The organism is Mycobacterium timonense, assembly GCF_025821985.1.
Classification (GTDB): Bacteria; Actinomycetota; Actinomycetes; order Mycobacteriales; family Mycobacteriaceae; genus Mycobacterium; species Mycobacterium avium.
Window position 1 is genome coordinate 22,189 of record NZ_JACKSY010000053.1, and the last position, 17,120, is coordinate 39,308.

At 63.8% G+C, this 17,120-nt stretch carries 15 protein-coding genes and 2 pseudogenes; 11 read left to right on the forward strand and 6 right to left on the reverse strand.

What is annotated here, in order from left to right; genetic code table 11:
- The first annotated feature begins 2 nt into the window (after nt 1-2).
- The 8 genes from H7I87_RS14940 to H7I87_RS14975 all read left to right on the forward strand — a co-directional run bounded on the left by H7I87_RS14940 (nt 3) and on the right by H7I87_RS14975 (nt 7,224).
- A complete protein-coding gene (locus H7I87_RS14940) occupies nt 3-1,454 on the forward strand; it encodes an MCE family protein (RefSeq protein WP_063966959.1) in 1,452 nt (483 codons plus the stop codon).
- Nucleotides 1,455-1,501: 47 nt separating this feature from the next.
- Nucleotides 1,502-2,101 carry an Rv1363c family protein gene (locus H7I87_RS14945; RefSeq protein ID WP_063966958.1) on the forward strand — a complete coding sequence of 200 codons (600 nt, stop codon included), beginning with the start codon at nt 1,502-1,504 and terminating at the stop codon, nt 2,099-2,101.
- A 155-nt stretch (nt 2,102-2,256) separates the two neighbouring features.
- Nucleotides 2,257-2,739, forward strand: a complete 483-nt coding sequence (locus tag H7I87_RS14950) for an Rv1363c family protein (RefSeq protein ID WP_063966968.1) — start codon at nt 2,257-2,259, stop codon at nt 2,737-2,739.
- 33 nt (nt 2,740-2,772) lie between these two features.
- Nucleotides 2,773-3,144 carry a DUF732 domain-containing protein gene (locus tag H7I87_RS14955; protein ID WP_063966967.1) on the forward strand — a complete coding sequence of 124 codons (372 nt, stop codon included), beginning with the start codon at nt 2,773-2,775 and terminating at the stop codon, nt 3,142-3,144.
- Between the two features lie 17 nt (nt 3,145-3,161).
- Nucleotides 3,162-3,851 (forward strand): CAP domain-containing protein, encoded by a 690-nt coding sequence (locus H7I87_RS14960; protein WP_063966957.1) that lies wholly within the window; start codon nt 3,162-3,164, stop codon nt 3,849-3,851.
- 108 nt (nt 3,852-3,959) lie between these two features.
- Nucleotides 3,960-4,997, forward strand: coding sequence for an enoyl-CoA hydratase/isomerase family protein (locus H7I87_RS14965; RefSeq protein ID WP_063966956.1), 1,038 nt, complete (start codon nt 3,960-3,962; stop codon nt 4,995-4,997).
- Nucleotides 4,998-5,011: 14 nt separating this feature from the next.
- Entirely contained in the window at nt 5,012-5,803 is a 792-nt protein-coding gene (locus H7I87_RS14970) for an enoyl-CoA hydratase (protein WP_063966955.1), read from the forward strand.
- A gap of 509 nt (nt 5,804-6,312) precedes the next feature.
- Complete coding sequence (locus H7I87_RS14975; RefSeq protein ID WP_063966966.1) at nt 6,313-7,224, forward strand: esterase family protein; 912 nt, start codon at nt 6,313-6,315, stop codon at nt 7,222-7,224.
- Nucleotides 7,225-7,320: 96 nt separating this feature from the next.
- On the opposite strand, the gene H7I87_RS29180 is transcribed toward H7I87_RS14975, so the two are convergent.
- Nucleotides 7,321-7,788, reverse strand: a complete 468-nt coding sequence (locus tag H7I87_RS29180; protein ID WP_372512309.1) for a helix-turn-helix domain-containing protein — start codon at nt 7,786-7,788, stop codon at nt 7,321-7,323.
- Between H7I87_RS29180 and H7I87_RS14980 the strand changes: the two genes are divergently transcribed.
- Nucleotides 7,694-8,155 (forward strand): hypothetical protein, encoded by a 462-nt coding sequence (locus H7I87_RS14980; RefSeq protein WP_231113696.1) that lies wholly within the window; start codon nt 7,694-7,696, stop codon nt 8,153-8,155. The two genes, H7I87_RS29180 and H7I87_RS14980, sit on opposite strands and share 95 nt — an antisense overlap.
- Nucleotides 8,152-8,469: pseudogene (locus tag H7I87_RS29185) on the forward strand (zinc-binding dehydrogenase); the annotation flags it as partial. The gene H7I87_RS14980 and the pseudogene H7I87_RS29185, both read left to right, overlap by 4 nt.
- A 167-nt stretch (nt 8,470-8,636) precedes the next feature.
- Here H7I87_RS29185 and H7I87_RS14985 read toward each other — a convergent pair.
- From H7I87_RS14985 to H7I87_RS15000, 4 genes are all read right to left on the reverse strand, one after another.
- Entirely contained in the window at nt 8,637-9,053 is a 417-nt protein-coding gene (locus H7I87_RS14985) for a type II toxin-antitoxin system VapC family toxin (protein ID WP_063966954.1), read from the reverse strand.
- Entirely contained in the window at nt 9,050-9,301 is a 252-nt protein-coding gene (locus H7I87_RS14990) for a FitA-like ribbon-helix-helix domain-containing protein (protein WP_081264567.1), read from the reverse strand. The genes H7I87_RS14985 and H7I87_RS14990 overlap by 4 nt, the downstream gene beginning before the upstream one ends.
- A 1,036-nt stretch (nt 9,302-10,337) precedes the next feature.
- Nucleotides 10,338-10,484, reverse strand: a complete 147-nt coding sequence (locus tag H7I87_RS14995) for a hypothetical protein (protein ID WP_155729907.1) — start codon at nt 10,482-10,484, stop codon at nt 10,338-10,340.
- Between the two features lie 113 nt (nt 10,485-10,597).
- Nucleotides 10,598-14,011 (reverse strand): type ISP restriction/modification enzyme, encoded by a 3,414-nt coding sequence (locus tag H7I87_RS15000; protein WP_048892263.1) that lies wholly within the window; start codon nt 14,009-14,011, stop codon nt 10,598-10,600.
- A gap of 117 nt (nt 14,012-14,128) precedes the next feature.
- Between H7I87_RS15000 and H7I87_RS15005 the strand changes: the two genes are divergently transcribed.
- The gene (locus H7I87_RS15005; RefSeq protein WP_045384491.1) at nt 14,129-14,362 is read left to right on the forward strand and encodes a hypothetical protein; all 234 of its coding nucleotides are present in this window, start codon (nt 14,129-14,131) and stop codon (nt 14,360-14,362) included.
- Between the two features lie 592 nt (nt 14,363-14,954).
- On the opposite strand, the pseudogene H7I87_RS15010 reads toward H7I87_RS15005, so the two are convergent.
- Nucleotides 14,955-16,991 (reverse strand): annotated as a pseudogene (locus H7I87_RS15010) (tyrosine-type recombinase/integrase); the annotation flags it as partial.
- Nucleotides 16,992-17,120: the final 129 nt, after the last annotated feature.

Consider the following 17,120-nt stretch of genomic DNA (forward strand, 5'->3'; position numbering starts at 1 on the left):
AAATGTACCTCAGTAAACAGATCAGGATTCAGCTGGCCGTCTTCACCGTGGTCGCCGTCGTCGCGGTGACTATGATGTCGTTGCACTTCATGAAGCTGCCGGCCCTGTTCTTCGGCGTCGGCCGCTACACCGTGACGATGCACCTACCGCAAACCGGGGGCCTGTACGCCAGTAGCAACGTCACCTACCGCGGCACCGAAGTGGGTCGGGTGCAATCAGTGCACCTGACCGATAGCGGGGTCGAAGCCGTGCTGTCGCTCAAATCCGGCATCAACATCCCCTCCAACCTCAAAGCCGAGGTACACAGCCAATCAGCGGTCGGTGAACAATACGTTGAGCTGCTCCCGCGTAACGCCACCGCGGCGCCGCTCAAGGATGGCGACGTCATCCCGGCCGACGAGACGTCCGTGCCGCCCGACATTAATGCGCTGCTCGCCGCCACCAACACAGCGCTAAAGGCAATCCCCCACGATAACCTCAGAACCGTCATCGACGAGTCCTACACCGCCGTGGGCGGTCTGGGCCCCGAACTGTCGCGCCTGGTCAAAGGCTCCTCCGACCTGTCGATCGAGGCCCGCAACAACCTTGACCCACTCATCGCACTCATCGACCAATGGCAGCCCGTCGCCCAGTCGCAAACCCACACCTCAGAGGCAATTCAGGGCTGGGCGTCACACCTAGCCACCGTCACCACCGAACTTCAGACCCACGACCAGGCCGTGGCCGGCGTCATCGATCACGGCGGCCCGGCCGCCGCCGAAGCACAAAAGCTCATCGAGAGGGTGCAACCAACCCTGCCCATCCTGATGGCCAACCTGCTCAGCGTCGGCAAGGTCGCACTGACCTATCACGACGACGTCGAACAACTCCTGGTGTTGGTGCCCGAAGGCGTGTCCATCATGGGCGCCACTCTGGTGGCCAACGCCAACACCAAGCAGCCCTACCGGGGCGCCTACCTCAGTTTCAACCTCAACATCAACCTGCCCCCAGCGTGTACCACCGGCTTCCTGCCCGCCCAACAGCGTCGCACCGCCAACTTCGTCGACTACCCGCAGCGCGCACCGGGCGACCTGTACTGCCGGGTCCCCCAAGACTCACAGCTGAATGTGCGCGGCGCGCGCAACATCCCCTGTGAAACCGTGCCCGGCAAACGCGCACCCACCGTGAAGATGTGCGAAAGCGACGAACAGTACGTGCCGCTCAACGACGGCTTCAACTGGAAAGGCGATCCCAACGCTACCCTGTCCGGCCAAGACGTCCCGCAGCTGCCGCCCGGCATGGCGCCCGCGGCTCCTGCCGGTCCGCCTCCACCGATCGCCGCCGCCCAGTACGACCCGGCCACCGGCACCTACACCGGACCCGACGGCAAGGTCTATACCCAATCTGACCTGGCCAACACCACGCCAAAGGACAAGACATGGCAAACCATGCTCCTGCCACCACCGGGAACCTGATGGCACCCAGGCAAAGACTCAACGAGCCCCCACCGACGGAGGAGAGCATGCCGGCAACCACTGTCGACAACGTGTACACCGAGGCCGAGGCCGACACCGATGATTGCACCGCCGACCTGCCTGCCGATGACGCAGGTACTTCGGCGTTCCCGCGGTCGCGAGCCCCCGCGCCGACACGGCCGGTGGTAATGCTCATTATCGCCATCGTCGCCGCCCTGACCGGATTGGTCGGCTGGCTAGGATTTCGTGCCCACCAATCACAGCAGACACACACCCAGCAGAACCAATTCCTGCAGGAAGCGAAACGGGGCGCGGTGAACCTGACAACCATCGACTGGCACCATCCCGAAGCCGATGTCCAGCGCATCCTCGACGCGGCGACCGGCCAGTTCTACGACGACTTCGCCAAGCGGTCAAAGCCCTTCATCGACGTGGTCAAACAAGTCCACGCCACCACCATCGGCACCATTACCGCAGCGGGCCTCGAGTCACAAACGCGCGACACCGCCCAGGTTCTGGTGGCAGCCAACGTACAGACATCCGATGCCAACGACCCCAACCAAGTCCCGCGCGCATGGCGGATGCGTATCTTTGTTCAACAAATTGACGGCCGGATCAAGGTCTCCAACGTGGAGTTCGTGTCATGAGGCCGCTAACGTCTTCCACCGCTGCCGGTCCCGCCAGCTCCGACCCAGCAGAACCGACACCGGTCGAAATGCTGCCACAGGTGCCCAGCGAAGACGACGCGCATGCCGACGTCGACACCTCGGACCACAGACAGCAGACGAGGCCGCACCGTCGCATCCGATGGAGACAAGTGATCGTCTATTCCATGCTGCCTGCGCTCGCACTGCTGCTGGCAGCAGTCGCTGGCTTCCTCAAATGGCAAGATGCGTCAGTCCGCGACGCGCAGACCGCCGGCGCCCAGTCCGTGCGAGCCGCCACCGAAGGCACCATCGCACTGCTGTCCTATAAACCCGACACCGTGGAAAAAGACCTCGCGTCTGCCAAGAGCCGGCTCACCGGAACGTTCCTGGCCGCCTACACGAACCTGACCCACGACGTGATAATCCCCGGAGCAAAGCAAAAACAAATCTCTGCAAAGGCAACGGTCCCAGCTGGAACGTCGATGTCGGCGACGCCGAACCATGCCGTTGTCCTGCTGTTCGTCAACCAAACCGTCACCATCGGCCAAAGCGCCCCCACCAACACTGCATCCAGCGTTCGCGTCACCCTTGACAAAATCGGTGGTCGCTGGCTGATCTCTCAATTCGATCCGGTCTAAAAGACAATGCCAGCCGAATTCCCCTTGCGCCATATGCGCGAAAAGCCACTAGCAACAGTGCTCTTCACGTGCACTGCTTTATTTGGCATTGCGACACTGGCGGTCACACCAATTGCGCACGCTGACGTGGTGGCCTATCTGCTTAATGTCACCGTGCGGCCCGGCTACAACTTCGCCAACGCCGATGCAGCATTGAACTACGGACACAGCATCTGCGACAAGGTCTCCCAAGGCCACAGCTACGCCACGGTCATGGCCGACGTGAAGGCCGATTTCAACACCACCGACGAATACCAAGCCTCCTACTTGATCAGCCAGGCAGTCAACGAACTCTGCCCCGCCCAGATCTCGCAGTTGCGCAAGTCAGCCGCGCACTACCGGCCACCAGCTCCTGCTGGCGGCTGACGGAAAGGAAAACCGACATGCAGCATCAACCGTTCACCCTGCCCGCCCTGATAGTCGCCGCCACAACACTATTCGGCACGCCCGCCGCACACGCCGATGGCGACAACAACACCCTGATACCGAACAATCAACGACTCAACAACGGCGTCGTCGCCAACGTCTTTACCGTCCAGCACCAAGCAGGCTGCACCAACGACGTCAGAATCAACCCCCAGCTACAACTAGCCGCCCAACAACACACCCTCGATGTCCTGCACAACCAAAACCTCGACAGCGACATCGGCTCCGACGGGTCCACCCCACAAGACCGCGCCAATGCCGCCGGCTACAAAGGCCAAGTCTCCGAAACCGTGGCCATCAACCCCGCCGTAGCAATCAGCGGCATCGAACTCATCAACCAGTGGTACAGCAATCCCGCCGACTACGCCATCATGTCCAATTGCGCCAACTCCCAAATGGGCGTGTGGTCAGAAAACAGCCCGAACCGCACGGTCGTCGTCGCCCTGTACGGCCAACCCAACCAACCACGCCCAGCACCGCCAAAAACACCGTCAGCAGGACCCCCACCGATCGCAGCCGCACAAGAAAATGTCCCCCTGGACCCCAGCCCCGACTACGACGCCAGCGACGAACTCGAATTCGGCCTCAACTGGCTTCCCTGGATCCTGCGCGGCGTCTACCCGCCGCCTGCCATGCCGCCCCAATAGCGGCATCGGACGTGCGACCCCGCTGCCCCAATCACCAGCCGGGCCGGGCCGTGGATGGCTGCACAAGCACAGAATCCGACTACGAGAGGCTAATGCGTGGCTCAGAGCGTGACCGACGAATCCGATGAGGTTCTCACCCGGGTTGACGGCAGCGTCGGCGTGATCACGCTCAACCGCCCCAAGGCGATCAATTCGCTCAACCAGCAGATGGTGGACGCGCTCGGCCTCATCCTCAGCGGCTGGGCAGCCGACGACGAGGTGCACGCGGTGGTGCTCTGCGGTGCCGGCGAGCGCGGACTGTGCGCCGGTGGTGACGTGGTCTCGATCTACCACAGTGCGCGCAAGGACGGTGTCGAGGCGCGACGCTTCTGGCGCGACGAGTATCAGCTCAACGCCCAGATCGCCGAGTACCCCAAGCCGTACCTGGCGTTGATGGACGGCATCGTCATGGGTGGCGGCGTCGGGGTCGGCGCACACGCGAACACCCGAGTGGTGACCGATACCTCCAAGATCGCGATGCCCGAGGTCGGCATCGGCTTCATCCCCGACGTCGGCGGGGCGTTCCTGCTCTCCCGGGCACCCGGCGGGCTGGGCCTGCACGCCGCGCTGACCGGGGCACCGTTTTCCGGGGCCGACGCGATCGCCATGGGATTCGCCGACCACTACGTGCCACACGGCGATCTCGAGGCGTTGCGTCAAGCGGTCGTTACCGACGGCGTGGCGAATGCGCTCGCCAAGTACGCCATCGATCCGCCGGCCGGCGAGCTTGCCACACAGCGTGATTGGATCGACGAGTGCTATGCGGGCGAGACTGTCGCCGGCATCATTGCCAACCTGCGCGGACACGACGCCGGTCCGGCCAACGACGCAGCCGACCTGATCGCCACCCGCTCGCCGACCGCCTTATCGGTGACCTTGGCCGCGGTACGACGCGCAGCCAAGCTGCAAACACTCAAAGACGTTCTCATCCAAGACTATCGGGTGTCGTCGGCGTCGCTACGCTCGCACGACTTGGTCGAGGGCATCCGAGCCCAGCTGATCGACAAGGATCGCAATCCGAAGTGGTCGCCGGCGGAACTGGCCGCAGTCACAGCGGCCGACGTCGAGGCGTATTTCGCCCCGGTCGACGACGAGTTGAGTTTCTAGAAAGGCGGATCTGGATGACGGACAGCAGCCCGAAAAGCTACCAAACCATCCTCGTCGAGCGCGACGAGCGCGTCGGCATCATCACCCTGAATCGACCGAAAGCCCTGAACGCGCTGAACAGCCAGGTGATGAACGAAGTCACCAGCGCGGCAAAAGAATTCGATAACGACTCCGGCATCGGTGCGATCGTCATCACCGGTTCGGCCAAGGCATTCGCCGCGGGGGCGGACATCAAGGAGATGTCCGAGCTGACTTTCGCCGACGCCTTCGACGCCGACTTCTTCGCCCCCTGGGCCGAACTCGCCGCCGTGCGTACCCCGACCATCGCCGCGGTGGCCGGGCACGCGCTGGGCGGCGGCTGCGAGCTAGCCATGATGTGCGATGTGCTGATCGCCGCCGACACAGCGAAATTCGGCCAACCGGAAATCAAACTCGGTGTGCTGCCCGGGATGGGCGGTTCGCAGCGCCTGACCCGTGCCATCGGTAAGGCAAAGGCCATGGACCTCATCCTGACCGGCCGCACCATTGACGCCGCCGAAGCGGAACGCAGCGGCCTGGTGTCGCGAGTGGTGCCCGCCGACGACCTGCTGACCGAGGCCAAGGCCGTCGCTACCACCATTTCGCAGATGTCGCGTTCGGCGGCCAGGATGGCCAAGGAGGCCGTCAACCGCGCCTTCGAATCCACCCTGGCCGAAGGACTCCTCTACGAACGCCGGCTGTTCCACTCAACTTTCGCGACCGAAGACCAGTCCGAGGGCATGGCGGCCTTCGTCGAGAAACGCGCACCCAACTTCACCCACCGCTAGGACGCTTGACACATGAGCGGAGCTTCCTGGTCAGTGGAGCGTGCAGGGGATTCGCGGACCTCAAAGCCGCGCACGGGCTTGACGTCGACGACTACTGCCGCGCCGTTCGCGGCTGTGGCGAGTTTGCCTTTGAGGTGCTCGTCAGCGCCGACGATGCCCATTCCGTGGATACGGATGGTCTGGGCTTGGTTGCGCGTATCACGCGCATTCGCTGCCAATCAACGGCGTCGATGTCATGTCTCGCGATCGCGGTATCCCTCGGAGCTCATCATGTCGCCATACCGGGTGCCCGAAAACCCTCATAACCGACATGCAGCACATAACCCAACCAGCTCGCTCTATCCCCGTGCCAAAAGTGAACCACTCTTTGATGTTTTACGACATTTAGATAATGTCAGAAATTTGACTACCGCCAGCGGTTTGAAAATGATCGGCACCGTCGACGAGAAACAAAAACAAAATTTGCTGAGCATTCAGCGACTAGACGATGGAGGGTCGACATGAGGGTCGTGCGGGGTGTGTCAGCGCTTCTCCGGATCTTCTGCGTTGCCGCGCTGGCGGTCGGGCTGGCCGGCGCGGCTTTCGCGGTACAGACGGCCGGGTCTGCAGGCAAGGCCAGGGCGGCGGGATACGAAAGCCTGATGGTTCCGTCTGCCGCGATGGGACGGGACATCCCGGTGGCCTTTCTGGCCGGCGGCCCGCATGCGGTCTACCTGCTGGACGCCTTCAACGCGGCCCCCGACGTGAGCAACTGGGTCACCGCGGGCAACGCGATGAACACGCTCGGGGGCAAGGGAATCTCGGTGGTGGCACCGGCCGGGGGAGCCTTCAGCATGTACACCAATTGGGAGCAGGACGGCAGCAAGCAGTGGGATACCTTCCTGTCCAGTGAGCTGCCGAATTGGCTGGCCGCCAACAAGGGCCTGGCACCCGGCGGACATGCGGCCGTCGGGGCGTCGCAGGGCGGTTACGCCGCGATGGCGCTGGCCGCGTTCCACCCGGACCGCTTCGGGTTCGCCGGCTCGTTGTCGGGTTTCCTGTACCCGTCCAGCACCAACTACAACGGGGCGATCCTGGCCGGACTGCAGCAGTTCGGCGGTGTGGACGGCAACGGAATGTGGGGGGCACCACAGCTGGGCCGCTGGAAGTGGCACGACCCGTGGGTGCACGCCTCGTTGCTGGCGCAGAACAACACCCGGGTGTGGGTCTACAGTCCGACCAACATGGGCGGCGACGACGCCGCGATGATCGGCCAAGCGGCCGCAGCGATGGGCAGCTCCCGGGAGTTCAACCAGCAGTACCGCAGCGTCGGCGGACACAACGGACACTTCGACTTCCCCGGCGGCGGTGACAACGGTTGGGGCTCCTGGTCGGGCCAACTCGGCGCCATGTCGGGCGATATCGTCGGCGCCATTCGGTAGCCGTTAGCCGGCGCTGCTGGCGAACGCCGCAACGATCCGCGGCGCTGAAAGGACACTCGATTAACCAAGCGTGAATCCCGATCAGCGGGCGGCAACTCAGCCCACGCCCGGCACACGAAGTGTTTCGTCATTGTAGGCGCTCATCCGCCTGCCCCGCACTTGAAGGGCGCGTCCAAGCCGAACACGCTTTGTGCAGAGCCGCCACTTTCGGACGGTGTCCTCGCAGACCCCCAAGGCTTGGCTGATCGCGGCGTTAGACGCGCCGTCGGCGCCGGCCAACACGATCCACGCGCGCAGCACGTCGCGATGCTCACCGCTGACTCGACCCGCCCGGGCCCGCAGCACCCGCCGCTGCCCATCACACAGAACAATCTGATCACAGCTTGATATCGGCATCCACCGTTTGTCGCCCGACACCAGCCGGCGCCGGTAACGACACGCCGGGCACCGGGCGAGCATCATGGACCCCGTGCCCACCCCGCCGGAGTCGACCAAGACCTCGTTGCGGCAACGGCTCAAAGCCAGAGCCAACGAACGCTGGCCGCATCTGGCTGACCTGACCATTCGCCACCACGCTGGGTTCGCCTACGTCAGCGGCCAACTGACTGACGGCACCACACTGCCGCTGTTGCGCCTGCGCCACGGCGGTTCAGCCAACAGCTGGGGCTTCGCAATCCATCTCGCCAGCCGTAACGGCTACCAAAACAGCGTCCTGCCTAACGGATACCCCGTCGGCACACCCGAAGAAGCACTCGACTGCGCCTGCGGCCTCTACCTCAACGACCCCACCGCATGGACCACACCCGGGGCGACCGTGATCGTCACGGCACCGACCGGCAGCATCGGCGCGGCCACCCTAAGCATCGCCCCGTCGTTCGGCATCGCGCGGCTGATCCTGTCGGTCGCTCTCGGCGACACCTGCACGCCGTGACGGCCCTGGCCGGCGACATCCCCACCGAGCTCATCGCCACCACCGACGACCTCGCGCCGGACTGGGCCGACACCGGTACGCTCACCACCGCCCTGCGCGACCGCGTACCCCATGGCGCCGACGCGATCATCGACTGCACCCCCGCCGGGCCCACCATCACCCAATGCTTGCCCACACTCGCCACCGGCGGCACCCTAGTGCACCTCGGATCCAACGACACCGCTCCCCCAATTCCGTTGCCGGACATCATGATCAACTGCTGGCGCATCGTCGGCATGCGCGGCAACACCCGCACCGACGCCGCCGAAATGATGCGACTACTCGCCACCAGCGCCGTGCAAGCCGACCGGCTCATCACCCACCGCTATGCCCTATCTGAGGCCCTCAGCGGGCTGAGAGCCGCACAGTCCCGCAACAGCACCGCCCCGACTGTTCGTTATCACTGGACCTGGGGCATTCTCAATGAATCTGGGGCACGACGTCAGTCCCACGGGTTGACCAGGTCGACGCCCGTTCCGTCGAAGTGGCGAGTATTTCGGGTAGCCACGGTTGCGTGCCGGGATGCGGCGATGCCAGCGATCTGCACATCACGAATTTCCACCGCACGCCCAACCCGTTGTTGGGTGGCGGCGATGGTCCCAGCGGTAACCGCGGCCGTCAGGTCGAAGGATTGCACACGACCATCAAGGTCTTCGTCGAGGAGTTGAGAAAACATCTCGTCGAGCCGCTTGCGTCGCCGGCTTGGCGCCAAAAGTTCGATGCCGGTGCGGATCTCGAATACTGTTACCGATGTCGTCCAGATTGATTCGGTGGGCTGATGATCGAGCCATGCCACGACGGCCGGATCGGGTGTGTCCCGCATCAACGCGGAGAGCACATTGGTGTCGAGCATGATCATGATTCGTTGAACTGCGCCGGCTGGACGGGCTGTCCCCGCAGTTCGGGTATGTCCTCGGTGAGGCCCATGCCTTTGAAGCGAGCCGCGATACGAGACCCGAGCCGCCCGGGCGGATTGTCGACGTTCCGGACTGCGTTCCGTATGATCTCGCGTGCCTCTTCCTCGGTGCTGCGACCGTGTTGACGGGCTAATCGCTGCAGTTTGGCCTTGGTGTCGTCCTCAAGTTGACGGATGAGAATCTGCGCCACTGAGCAATGCTATCACGCTATCATCCAGACAGGCAGCCACGATGCACCTCAGGTGGTTTCACGGCCGTCAGACCGTGGGCGATGCATAAGTTCAGCACACGATTGGCGAGGCTCCTGACTGCCGCGAGAACTTCACGCACCGAAACCGGTTGGGCACTGAAGACGCCGAAGTCGACATTACCCTCGTCGATGACGTCGAAGATCTGGCGCTGAGCCTCAAAAATCGGGTGATTGGCAGGGAGTTGCAGGTTCTGCGTCGCAGTGAGACTAGCGCCGCATGGGCACGTCGCAGGTATCGGTGCATGGCAATAACCCTGGTAGAGCCATTGGCGTTTGCCGCATTCTGCGCAGGCATCGGCAAGAAGCCGAGAGTGGCGGAGACATACGAAAGACCAGCCAAGTCGCCACCTCAACTGCCAGCGACCGCACGACTCGGCCAAGCACTCGGCACAATACCGCGACCCCACTAAAGGGCCGAACGGAAACGTCGGTGCGAAACAGGGTCAAGCTCCAAGGCCACACCGTCATACGTGCTCAGAGTCATCGCGCGGACAGCCTCCCGCGGAACCCCCGTCGCCGCCTGAACAGCTCTCAGCTGATCGGCCGACACCCACCTGATCCAATCTGGCCGACTGGCGATCTGAAGATCCGCTGCGCGAGCAACTGCACCGACAGTTGCTTTGATCTGCCTAGCGGTGGCTTCGAGCCAGGAGTCGATCGCCTCCCCCTCACGCGGGTCGACCCGGACTGGTAACTGACGGTGGGTTGCCCCGGCACTCAGATCGGTGGATGGACCAAATTATGTTCAAGTGTCCTGTTGGGGCACGTCTGAACAGGTAATTTGCAGTTCGGAAAATTAGCGGGACTAACCACGTTGTCAAACAATGAGTGCACGTTTGTCAATCTTCGTTGCATCTCGACAAACTTCTAGCGCCTCGCCGAACTCCTCGACGAGCTCAAACCGCTCGATCGGCACGCCGCCCAGTCAAGCAGACGAACTCTCTGCAGCGGCGCTCAGACGCAGATCACCCGTCGGTCAATAGCCTTCCGCTTCCTCCAGCAGCGCCTCCACCGCGCCCGCAAGCTGCACCGCCGCACACGCCCACTGAGCGCCCGACGCTTGTTTGAAGCTCAACAGTTCGGCACGAAGGTCGGCGATCGCCGGTTCGCTCACGTTGGGCATCCACATATTTTCGCTGACATCGCCCGGTGGCGTCCATCGGGATCCGCCATCGACTCACCGCGCTGGAGACATCTCGACCACCAGGCATTGCGAGCCGGTCACGCCCGCACCGCTTACAGCGACAATGTTGCCTCGGTGATGCGCAGATAGTTGCGGTCAAGCTCCGGTCCCTGCAGCACCACAGCGGTGAGCCGACGAGCGATGTTCGTGAATGCGCGGGTCTCTTCGATGCTCATATCGCGCCCCAGGACGCGCTTTTCGCGGTAGCTAAGCCATTTCCGTAGAACTTGGAAGCCGCCGATCTTGTAGTCCCACACGGCGGCCGGGATTCCGCGCCACCGCACGTGCTCATTGAGATAGATGTCGAGCAGTTGCTCGCCGAGGGCCTCGAGGTCGTCGTCGTCGAGTCCGTCGTTGTCTGCGTCTACCCGCTCTCGGATCTGGTACTTTCCGGCGCCGGGCATCACCGCGCGTGGCTGGACGATCCCCCAGCCGACGGTGACGGCCAAGTCGCCTTTGCCTGGGTTCAGCGGCGCGCCGTCGATGCGCTCGATCACTGCGACGGTCTTCAGGTACTTATCGATGGGGGCGGCGTCGACGCCGGCGACCGGCTGGTCGGGATTCAGCACGGCCGCGATTCGGGCGCCGAGCGCGGCGGATTCACGCAGTGCCGACGCCGAGTCAGGCAATGGGATGCGTGGCCAGTCCGTCCGCACCGCCTCGCCGTTCTGTTCCACATACAGCGGGGCCACGCCGATCGCCAGGGCGTGCATCCACAACAGTGTTGCGCTGTCGCGATTGGTGGCGGCGTCGTCGATGCCGAGGTGCTCAAGATAGGTCAGCGCCCGCTCGGAAAGGTTGGGCCGCCATGTTTGGCTTGTCTCGGCGACCTCGAGATGAAACAGCGCCGGATCATCGGCGGGTTGCGTGTTCTGTTCGGCCGCCAGCCACAGCGGTATGGCGTAGGCGTCGGTGAACAGCACCTTCTGGTCGATCAGGCAGTCGGAAAAGTGCAGTGCTGCACCGTCAAGGGCGCGCGGGGCGCGTCGGCGCACGAGCAAGAAACCTGAGGCGGCCGCGACGGCAGCGACCAGTAGAGGCCGCGAGCGGTTCCACAGCGGCGGCCCGGATTCGACGTAAGCGTAGCGCATGTCCAGCGGCCGGAACTGGAAGCGTTGAACACGTTTCTCGTCGAACGGGTGATGTTCCAGCATCCGCTGACGAACCGCGGCCGGGTCGAAGCCTGCGTACGATCCGGCGAGCCGAGGATCAACCCGCGACATCGGAATCGCGGAATCCAAATAGGTCTTCATCCGCGACACCAGCGCTTGCCGGTCTACGTCGATCAACGCGAACCGGCGGTTCTCATTGAGTCCGAGCATCGGATCCACGGCACACAGCTGCGTGATCGCCGGCCAGGTCGCATAACCCGCGCGGGGTGTCCACCGCAGCAGCCGAAACCAATTGGCCGCCTCGGGTGACAGCGACTCGTAGCCAGTGCCAGCGTCCGGGTCGGCGGTGGCCGCCGCGAGCTGGGCTCGCTTGTCCTGGCCCCAGAAATCCCGATACCGCACGCTCGCAATGGAATCCGCGTGTTCGGTGGCACGCACGAGCATGCTGATCGCCACCCCGCGGGTGATGCCTGCCGGGTTGAGCGGCGTGGAGAAGATGGATGGATCCGGATCGCCGGCGGGGGTTTTCTTGCCGGTCTCGCGGCTATCACCGTTGAGGTGATCGACCGTCACGGAGTCGAACTCCGTCAGTAACCGTTCACGCATGATCACCGCGGACGGGTCACCCAGCCACGAAGAGTTGCTGACAAAGCAGATGATCCCCTTCCCTGTCTGCTCGGCGACCCGGCGCTCAGCGACCCGAAAGAATCGGATGTACAGGTCATCGAGCTTGTTCTTGGTGATGTCCCAAGCGGCGAGCCCGGCTTTGTAGGGTTCGACCAGGCCGCCCTCCTCGCGGCCGGACACGCCAGCGAAACCGTTGTACGGCGGATTGCCCAACACCACCAGGATGGGCTCGTCACGCTTGACGGCATCGGCGGCGTCGCGCTCGCTGACGAACTCGGGAAACGGCAACGTCAACCGGGTATCGTCGTCGACCCAGCCGGTCAGCGCATTGGTCAGATACACGCTTGCCCGCTCGCCAGCTGCGGCGTCGAGCGGCACACCGAGCCGCGCCAGCGCGATCCCTATCTTCAGATGCGCAATCACGAACGGGGCCGGCAGCAACTCGAACCCATGGATCCGAGACAATGCTGCTTGCTTAACCTCCGCGGCAACCAGTCCGTTGCCGCCCTGCTCGGTCAGGGTGGCCACAACGCGGTCGATGACCGCCGTCAAATACGAGCCTGTGCCCGTGCACGGGTCAAGCACGTGGACCAAGGGGTCGGCCAGCCCGAGCGGCAACGACAGTTCGCTGCGCAGTGCACGGTCGATGCGGTCGACCATGTAGTGCACCACTTCGGGCGGCGTGTACCAAACGCCAAGTTCCCGACGAAGCTGCGGGTCGTAGGCCTGCAGAAACGGCTCGTAGAAATACTGCACCGCCTCAGCAGCCTCGAATCGTCGGAAAAACAGGTCCCGGTCGACCCTGGCCAACACGTCGTCGGTCCAGTCGAGCACCTCATCGAGCCCCGCCGGCAGGTTCGCCGGCGTAGCCAATTGCTGGAACAAAACGCGCACCATTGGCACCGACAAGGTCCACTGCGCCTGACGCCAGGTGAATCGCTGACTGGACTGCGCTGGTTGATGTTCCGACCAGAACACCCAGGCAGCGAACACCCCGTAGAACAGCGTCTGCACCAGCGCCGAACGGAAAAAGTGCTCGCCATCCTCATCGTCGAACCGCAGCCCCAGGGCCTCCTCCAGCGCCGAGCGCAGCGTCGCCAGGGTCTGCATGTCCCCGACTTCTTCAACTCGCTTCAGCCCGGTACGGGCATACGCAGCAAGAAACCACGCCAAATCCGCCGGATCGCTCAACGGCGCATCCCCGCGCAGCGCGCGCTTCAGAAAGTCGACGAACTCATCACCCACCGCGTCCTCGGTCGCTTTCGGGTCCAAAGCCCAAAACGAATCCGCATCCGGTGCCAGGGTGAACCGCTCCCCCAACTGCATGTCACCGTTCGCGTCCAGGCTCAGGATCAAGAAGTCACGGTAGGTGCACACCAAAACCTTGCCGTAACGGCGCAGATACCGCCGCACCTGAGCACTGCGCGCTACCCGGGCGGCGTCCTGCTCGACGCCCTTAACCTCCATCACGCCGCGCTCGGGTGCCCGGGCAAGCAGCGCGGAATCCCCCGCCGCGGCGACCGCTTGGCGGGCGATAAAAAGACCCCCGTCGGGAACACCCGCGCCGCGGTTCTTCGTGGTCAACACGCAGCTGACCGCAGGAGTCAGCGACGCGCCGACATCATTGATCAACGCCTCCAGCCGGCCGTAATACGACGTTTCAGGGACAGCCTCCCCGGTCCCATGGATCGCCCGGAGGTCCTTGAGATAGCTACGCAGGCTGCCCACACCGGCATCGTATGTTGACGACCTCGCTCCTTATTGGACCTTGACCAGCCTGCGGCGCTATGGGGATCTCACCTGGGTGACTTGCGGATTCGACAGCCGCTCCTACCGTTTCAATCCATGCGCGATCTTGACGTAATCGATTCCGAGTTGCGTGTGGTGGCCGCTGTCCGCCGCATACTTACCGAGCTGGGTGAGCCGCTGCCGCGCATCACAACAATGGACGAGCTCCTCGACGAACGCTGCGCCGTAAGCGCCCATTCATCTCAGCCGACGATCGACGTCGTAGCTCAACCTGAGCCAGGCCGGTGGAGCACGCTGACGAACTACTGGGACGGCCAAGCAATACAGTGAAAGCGGTGGGGCCGTCGGCGTGTCCACCCCGGTAAGCAGCATCCGATGCTGCCCTGGGGTCGCAGCCGTCCGCGACGATCATGGGAGACGAATGGGACCGCCAGGCGGATGGCGGGCCGCCGCGATCCACCGGTCGCCGTCGTGCAGTTTCTCACCGAGCGCTTGGCCGATCTGATTGGACTTCACGCGCAAAGTGGCACACGCGGAGATCATCTTGTCTTCAGGCTCGATCACAGAGCGACGCGCCGGGACGGTCCGCCCGGCTATAGCGGCGCCGGAGCCATGCGCACTTTGTCGTCGCATTACGCCGGCTGCTATGGTGGCAAAAGCGCTGCCCAGCAACCAACCAGGCTTAGAGGCTCTTGACACCCCGCTTAGCCCGTCGCCTCTCAGCGACGAACCGGGGCCTGCTACCCGGCGCTCCGGTGCTTACCGGGACGGGACTTCCACCCGCTAGCCTGATCCAGCTTTCTGGAGTCGGTGAGCTCGCGGCCGGTGCGTTGCCGATATTGCTGGCGGCGTAGTTCGATCAGCGCGGCGGTTTTGGTGTGTTGATCGCGCAGTTCGGCGGCGTGGGTGATATCGGTGGCGAAATGCCCGNGTCGGTGAGCTCGCGGCCGGTGCGTTGCCGATATTGCTGGCGGCGTAGTTCGATCAGCGCGGCGGTTTTGGTGTGTTGATCGCGCAGTTCGGCGGCGTGGGTGATATCGGTGGCGAAATGCCCGCAGGACAGGCAGGCGTTGCCTTTGTCGCAGGTCTTCAACGGTGGGAGCAGGCAAACTCCATTGGGCAGTACCCGGTCGGTACGGGCTGACAACTGGGTCATGTCGAGGATGTCGGACGGGCTGATCGCGATCTCGACACCGTGGGCGCCGATCTTCTTGTGCTTGAGGAACTCGGCCTCGGCCGTCGCGGCCAAGGTCGAGGCATAGCGCATCGTCATCTCCGGGCTTTTATGCCCGAGGTAGCGCTGTACGACATGGATGGGTACGCCGTCATTGAGTAGCTCAGTGGCCCGGGTGTGCCGCAGCCGGTGGGTTTGGGTGAATCGCAACGGATTGCCGGCGGCATCGGTCAGGCCATGAATGTTGTCCAGTTTGGCCAATGACAGGTTGTAGCTGGCATAGGGGCGCGGTCGGCGGCCCGCCAGGTTTTGTTTGACCCCGATGAACAGATACTTCGGTGTCAGGCCCGGGTAGGTGGTCGTCAGCCAGCGTTGCTGTTCGGTGACCACGTTGACGACGGCTTGCTCGACAAGGATGGTCGGAGTGACGTCGTCGACCTTCGTCTGCTGATAGCGCAGCTTGGCAACGAACGCATCAGGGTCATCGGAGTCGGTCGGACGTTCAGCGCCGGGAATCGGCTGCAGCGGCTGATGGTCGAGCATCAGGATTTCTGAAGCCCGCCGCCCAGTCAAGGCTTGCAGCAGCCAGATCCGGGCGGCTTGGGGATCTCCAAGCCCCTTGATGATCGAGGCGGTGCCGTCGGGATGAGTGAGGGCGACCAGGGTGCCTCGGTCGGCCGCGAGCACATCGAGGTAGGCCAACATCTGCTGCAATTCGCCAGTCGAATACCAGCTCAGCTCGCGGACCCGGTTAGCGCGCCGAGCCCGAAACGCCGGACCCCACAGCCGAGTGTGCGCATCGGTCAACGCCAGCCAGCGCGGGTTCCCAGTCGCTGCGGCAGCTTCGGGTGCGTGGTCGACCATGAACGTGTAGAACACCTGGGTGTAGGACTGGGTGGCGTCGATGGCACTGGGGGTCAACGGTTTGTCTGGAGTGGCTGCGGCTGCCGGAGACCGCAGATACTCGGTGAACGCGGTGAAGATCAGCCGCAATTGCGCGGGGTCATCGGCCAACGCCGGATCCGCGTAACCGTGTTCGGTGGCGAACGCCCCGAAGTGTCGGGCCATGTCCCGGGCACGTTCGACTGCGGAGGACCAACGCAACAATTCCGCGTCCAGGGCGGTGCGCAGCCAAAACCGCACTCCCTCACGCAGCCAGTCCGGGGTGATCGCGCCGATCTTCACCGACTGGTCGTGGCCGGGTTCGTGTTCGCGTTGCGGTATGCGCGGATCAGCGCGCAGATCCCAAGTGTCATGCGCCCACCAATCGGTGTCGGTGGTGCGCACGGACAGATACAGGTGCAGGTGTTCGATGAGGTGAGTGACGTTGCGCCGTGCTCCCGGCGAGGGCAGTCGGGCGTTGCGCTTTTCGAATACCAGCATTGCGTGGCGCACGATCGTCGCCGCTGACAGATCGGTGATGCTGGTCGGTTGGTGGCCGTGAGTGTTGCGGTAGTCGGCCGCGGCCGCGGTCAACGCTTGGCCGGCCCACTTGAGCACCGACGGTTCGATCCTGCGCAGGCCTTCGTGGTGACACAGCCACACCCACCACGCCACTTCGTGGGCGAAGCGTCGGGGCGTGCCGGCGGGGCTGAAGTCATGCTCGGATGATCTGCGGTGCTCGCGCAGGTAGTAGCGGTTCTGCAGGAAAACGGTTGCAGCCGGCGCGGAGTCGATGCGATAGACAGGTCGCCGCCACTCTTTGGGGACGGTGGCCCACTGGGCTTCCCAGCCCCTCGGCGCCGCCGGCGCTGGACATCCGGTGGGGTCTTCACGGCGGGCCATCGTGGAGTCCTTAAGTTCGTAGGTGCAGTTACTTCGTGTTGTTACGTTGTGCTGTGACCCCGGGTGGGGCGGGTGAGGCTGCATCGCTCTTGCCGGCCTGATGGTGCGGCTTGAAAGGACTGGCCGCCC